5 protein-coding genes are annotated in these 4,390 nt (G+C 68.0%); 3 read left to right on the top strand and 2 right to left on the bottom strand.

The features are described from left to right. The 3 genes from napG to HMPREF9440_RS04120 form a co-directional block, all read left to right on the top strand. The coding region (gene napG, locus HMPREF9440_RS04130) for a ferredoxin-type protein NapG (protein ID WP_040763533.1) at positions 1–659 on the top strand (659 nt) is incomplete at its 5' end. Then, complete coding sequence (gene napH, locus HMPREF9440_RS04125) at positions 656–1,531, top strand: quinol dehydrogenase ferredoxin subunit NapH (protein WP_008541784.1); 876 nt, start codon at positions 656–658, stop codon at positions 1,529–1,531. The genes napG and napH, both read left to right, overlap by 4 nt. Then, entirely contained in the window at positions 1,528–1,860 is a 333-nt protein-coding gene (locus tag HMPREF9440_RS04120) for a nitrate reductase cytochrome c-type subunit (RefSeq protein WP_008541783.1), read from the top strand. Before napH ends, HMPREF9440_RS04120 begins: the two co-directional genes overlap by 4 nt. Before the next feature lie 167 nt (positions 1,861–2,027). Here the strand turns inward: HMPREF9440_RS04120 and HMPREF9440_RS04115 are convergent, their stop codons facing one another. After that, the gene (locus tag HMPREF9440_RS04115; RefSeq protein ID WP_008541781.1) at positions 2,028–2,690 is read right to left on the bottom strand and encodes a response regulator; all 663 of its coding nucleotides are present in this window, start codon (positions 2,688–2,690) and stop codon (positions 2,028–2,030) included. A 31-nt stretch (positions 2,691–2,721) separates the two neighbouring features. After that, a partial coding sequence (locus tag HMPREF9440_RS04110; protein ID WP_008541780.1) for a histidine kinase occupies positions 2,722–4,390 on the bottom strand: 1,669 nt, incomplete at its 5' end.

Genomic DNA, 4,390 nt, shown 5'->3' with positions numbered 1-4,390 from the left:
CGGACGCGCCGCGCCCGTGGGTGCCCCGGCCGCCCGGGGCGCTCCCCGGGAAGGCCTTTCTCGCCGCCTGCGCGCGCTGCGGGCAGTGCGTCAAAGCCTGTCCCTACGACACGCTCCGCTTGGCCGCCATCGGCGACCCGGCGCCGATCGGGACGCCCTACTTCACGCCGCGGGACATCCCCTGCTACATGTGCGCGGACATCCCCTGCGTGAAGGCGTGCCCGACGGGGGCGCTCGACCCGGAGTTGGACGACATCGCGAAGGCCCGCATGGGCGTCGCCGTCGTCGACCCGGCCTCGTGCCTCTCGACTCAGGGGCTTCGCTGCGAGGTGTGCCTGCGGGAGTGCCCCGAGACCGGGAAGGCGCTGACGCTCGAGATGCACCCGCGCGGACTCTCCCGCCACACGATCTTCGTCCCGACGGTGCACCCCGACGCCTGCACCGGGTGCGGACTTTGCGAAAAGTCCTGCCCCACGGACAAGCCCGCGATCCGGGTCGTCGACCCGGATGCGGTGTTGGGCGCGATCGGGAAACACTACCGGTTGAGTTGGCTCCCGTCGGACGACCCGAAGAACCTACGCGAGGAGGTGCCCGAAGAGAAGACGCCGTCTTCTGAGGAAGCGGGCGGCCTCGACTACCTGAACGAGAACATCCTATGACGAGCGTGCGGCATCTCCCCGAACCCCGCACCCTGCGGGAAAAGCTCCGCCGCGTGCGCTGGACGCTCGCGCGGCGCGTGACCGCGCTCGGCCTCCTCACGCTGATGGCGGCTTCGGCGCGCTTCGGCTGGACCTGGCTCTCGGGCGACCTGAGCGCCTCGCTCTGGCTGGGCGCGGTGCATCTCTCGGACCCCTTCGCGGCGTTGGAGCGCCTCGCCGCCGGGATGATCCCGACGGCGGCGGTTCTCTCGGGCGCGGGACTGGCGTTGCTCTTCTACGCCCTCGTCGGCTCGCGCGCCTTCTGCGGGTGGGTGTGTCCGATGAACGCCGTCACCGAAACGGCGACGTGGTTCCGGAAGCGCCTCGGGCTTACCGCCGACCTTCGGATTCCGAACGGCGTGCGCTACGCGCTCTGCGCGGGCGTCCTGTTGGCGAGCGCCGTCACGGGTTCGGCCGCGTTCGAGCCCGTGAGCCCGCAGGGGCTTCTCTGGCGCGACGTCGTCTGGGGGACGGGCCTCTCGGGCCTTTCCGCCGCGCTGGGGTTGGCCGCCTTGGAGATCGCCCTCGGCCCCAACCTCTGGTGCTCGAAACTCTGCCCCTTGGGCGCCTTCTGGGCCGTGGTCGGGCGCCTCAACCCCAAACCCCTCGTGCGGATCCGCTTCGTCGACGCGCGCTGCACGCGCTGCGGCGACTGCCTGCGGGTCTGTCCCGAGCAGCAGATTCTGAAATTCAAAACGATGGCGCAAAAGGGCGCCGTCCCCACGGGCGAATGTCTTCTCTGCGGCCGCTGCACGGCCGTCTGCCCCGAAGACGCGCTCCGCTGGTCGACGCCCCTTCACCGCCGCCCCGACAACAAGGAGACCCCATCATGATCCGTACGCGCCTTCTTGCCGCCGCCACGGCGGCCCTCGTCCTCACGGGTACGGCCGCCTTCGCCGCGGACGCCCCGCTCGTCGGCGCTCCCGGCGTCGTGCCGCACCCGGTCGAGAGCTACCTCCCGATCACGAAGGACAACAACGCCTGCATCATGTGCCACCGCGCGCAGAAGGGCGAGACCCGCCAAAAGGGCGAGATCCCCAAGTCGCACTACGACGCGAAGGGCGGTTTGGACGGCCTTCGTTGGGAGTGCATGCTCTGCCACGGGCAGTCCTCCGCCGCGCCCGCCTACCCGGCCTCGGACCCGAACGACAGCGTCCGCTGAAGCGCATGAGGTCTCTCTGTGGGCCTGACGATCCTCGGGATCGTCAGGCCTACGGACGGCCGAAAACTTTGTCAGCCCGACCCATTGAAAACGCCCGGACTCTCCTGGAGAATTCGGGCGTTTCGGCGTTCCGGCGGTGAAATTTTTGCGTCGTGACGACGCGGCGGTCAGTGCTCCTGCGCGGAGGCCCACACGGCCGCTTCGACGCGGCTCTTGACGCCGAGCTTCTTCAGAAGATGCTTGACGTGGCCCTTGACGGTGCCGTCCGAGATCGCGAGTTCGCGGGCGATCTGCTTGTTGGTGAGCCCGCGCACGATGAGATCCAAAACCTCGCGCTCACGCTCCGTGAAGCGGATGGGCGCCACTTCCGGTGCGGCCTGCGCCTTCGTGCGGAGCATTTCGGTGAGCATCCCCACCATCGACGGGTCGACGATGGTGCCGCCTTCCAACGTGTGCTTGATGTTTTCGAGGAAGAGCTCGGGCTCCATGTCCTTGAGGAAGTACCCGTCCGCGCCCGCGCGGATGCAGGCGGACAAGTCCGCCGCCGCGTCGCTCACCGTCAGGATGACGACGCGTCGCGAAGGATCTTCGTCTTTCAAGGCCGTAAGGATTTCGACGCCCGAAGACCCCTTGATGTTGAGGTCGAGCACGATCAGGTCGGGCTCGAACTTGCGGGCGAGCTCCAGGGCGTCGTCGCGCCCGCCCGCTTCACCCACGACCTCGATCGAGGATTCCAGGCTGAGGAGCTCCCGCACGCCGCGGCGAAAGAGCGGATGGTCGTCGACGACGAGTACGGTGTGTCGATCGGCGGTTCGGATCGTTGAGGTCATGGCGGGTCTCAAGGAAATATGGGCAGTGAATTCAGTATAAGGCCGGACGGATCAATTCGACTTTGGTTCCGCCTTCGGGCCTGCGCGAGCAGGTTAGCGTCCCGTGGAGCGCCTGGGCGCGCTCGGCCATGATCCCGAGCCCGAAGTGCGAGGCCTTCTCGGCCTTCTCCGGAAGGCCGATCCCGTCGTCTTCGACCGCCAACCGGAAGCCGCCGCCTTCCAACCCCTCCACCGTCACCGCAACGCTCTTCGCGCGGGCGTGCTTTTCGACGTTGGACAAGGCTTCGCGCAGGATGTGGGTGAGATGCACCAACTCGTTCGCGGTGAGCTCCGCCCCGAGGTAGCGGTTCTGAAGCCGCACGGGAACCCCAGTGCGGTTTTCGAACGCGCGCACCGTCTCGTCGACGGCGCCCGCCAACCCCGAAGCGTTCACCTGGAGGCGGAAGGCCGTCAACACTTCACGGAGCTGCCGGTAGGCGCTTGAAATCCCTTCGCGGAGTTCCGCCGTGATGGACGACACTTCGTCCCTTGCGGCGCCCCCGTCGACCGCGCGCTGCAGGCGCAGAAGCTGAATGCGCGAGAAGGAGAGCGACTGCGCGATCGAGTCGTGGAGCTCGCGCGCGATGGTGGAGCGCTCCTCCAGCACGGCGAGGCGCCGCTCGTCCTGCTTTTTCACGGCGCGCTCCAAGGCGCGCCCCATGATGCCGGCCAGGGTTTCGAGCGCGTTGACGCTCCCGTCGTCGTCGGGGAGCCCCAGGGCGCGCATTTCCCCCATCACGTCGCCCGAGGCGCCGCGCATCTCGGCGCGGCGAGCCTCGGCGTCGGTCCAGTCGTCCGTCGCCGCAAAGCGGATGAGTTCGGTCCCGTCCGCAGGGCGCACGTAGACCGCGAGCCCCGTGCACTTCAGAAAGCCTTCCGCTTCCCGGAGCACGTCCCGCACGGCGGCCTCAAAGCCCGCACCTTCGCTCTGGAGCGCCTCCGCGGCGCGGTTCAAGAGCCCGAGGAGTTCGTTTCTCTGATGCAGGTCCGCGGTCTTCGCGGCCACTTCCGCTTCCAAGGACCCGTAGAGCCTTCCCAACTCCTCGGTCATGAAGTTGAAGTCGCGGCGAAGGAGACCGATTTCGTTGCGTTCGCCCTCTTCGACGCGCACGTCGAACCCGCCTTCCCGCACGCTTCCCAAGGCGCGGCCCAATTCCAGAATCGGGTCGAAGATCCGGCGCCGCATGATCCAGAGCATCAGGAAGGTGACGCCGAGCGCGCCCGACAGAGTGACGGTCAGCACGATTTTGAGCAGCCGCAGGCGGGCGTTCAGGTCCGCTTCCAGGGCAAAGACGAAGCCGTCCACCCGGTCGACGAAGGTGGGGATGTTGTCGAGGAACCGGCGCCGGTCCTCTTCGCTCGTGATCGACCCGATCGCGCTCGGCTGGATCACGTTGGTGAAGGTCTTTTCCAGTTCGTCGTAGCGGATCCTCACCGGGTGCTCGCGCCCGGCGGGAAGGCCGTTCAGGAGGCCCTGGCTTCGGAGCCTTCTGCCGAACTCCTCCACGGCTTCGCGCGTGCGCACGCCGCGGACCTCCGCCGTGGTGTAGGGCGAGGCGATCGCCAGCGCCATCTTGTAGCTCTGCATGCGCAGACTCCCCGCCACGTTGATCGCGCCCCCCGAACCCGTCGAGAGTTCGGTGAGCCACACGGCGGGGCCC

The organism is Sutterella parvirubra YIT 11816 (assembly GCF_000250875.1).
GTDB classification, from domain to species: domain Bacteria; phylum Pseudomonadota; class Gammaproteobacteria; order Burkholderiales; family Burkholderiaceae_F; genus Sutterella; species Sutterella parvirubra.
The sequence above is the reverse complement of the archived record's forward strand: the minus strand, read 5'-3'. Positions and strand labels throughout refer to the sequence as shown.

What these genes read in the sequence shown, in the direction of transcription:
- HMPREF9440_RS04115 (WP_008541781.1), bottom strand. Translation starts at nt 2,690, where the DNA reads ATGACCTCAACGATCCGAACCGCCGATCGACACACCGTACTCGTCGTC.
- napH (WP_008541784.1), top strand. Translation starts at nt 656, where the DNA reads ATGACGAGCGTGCGGCATCTCCCCGAACCCCGCACCCTGCGGGAAAAG.
- HMPREF9440_RS04120 (WP_008541783.1), top strand. Translation starts at nt 1,528, where the DNA reads ATGATCCGTACGCGCCTTCTTGCCGCCGCCACGGCGGCCCTCGTCCTC.